The sequence below is a fragment of the Gilliamella mensalis genome, assembly GCF_900103085.1.
GTDB lineage: Bacteria > Pseudomonadota > Gammaproteobacteria > Enterobacterales > Orbaceae > Gilliamella > Gilliamella mensalis.
On record NZ_FMWR01000034.1, the window covers coordinates 1,600 to 2,196 of the forward strand.

General features: G+C 38.2%; 1 pseudogene. It reads left to right on the forward strand.

The features are described from left to right. Positions 1–597: pseudogene (locus tag BQ5209_RS10735) on the forward strand (hypothetical protein); the annotation flags it as partial.

The following is a 597-nucleotide window of genomic DNA, read 5'->3' on the forward strand; positions in this document are numbered from 1 at the left end:
GTAAAATGGCGTGATATTATCGACAAATCAACGGGTTTTGCTTCTGCTTATAATACGCATCAAGCGCAAAAGACCCAAAACACGCCAACCGATAAAGAAAAAGAACTGCAAAAGGCAAAAGAGCGTGTTGAGCTAGATATTGAAAAAAAACAGCAAGAGATTAATGCCAAACAAGAGGAATTAAACAAAAATCGACAATATAACCCACAAGAGCATAGCAAGCTGCAAAAAATAAGAGATCAAAAAATTAAAGAGCTCAACCAATTAAAAGCGTTTTTGGCATCGATTGACCGCAAACTTGCTGAAATGGCAAATGCCCCCAGTGCTGTGACCCATGTCGACAAAAATCGATACTTGCATCAACTTGCACTCAAAAAATACACCGTATTAAAAACCAATAAACAGCACCAACCGATTAAACCACGTTTAAAACTGCTTGATACGCTATCTTATTTGGGTGATTTGGGTGGGCATCCCGTTGAGTTTTCTATGCAAGTTAGGCAAGATAAAATCCGACAGGTTTACGCATTATTAACCCAATTACAAGGGAGTTTTTTCCGTGAAAATAGTTTAACCAGCCAAGAAGTGGCGTTTTTA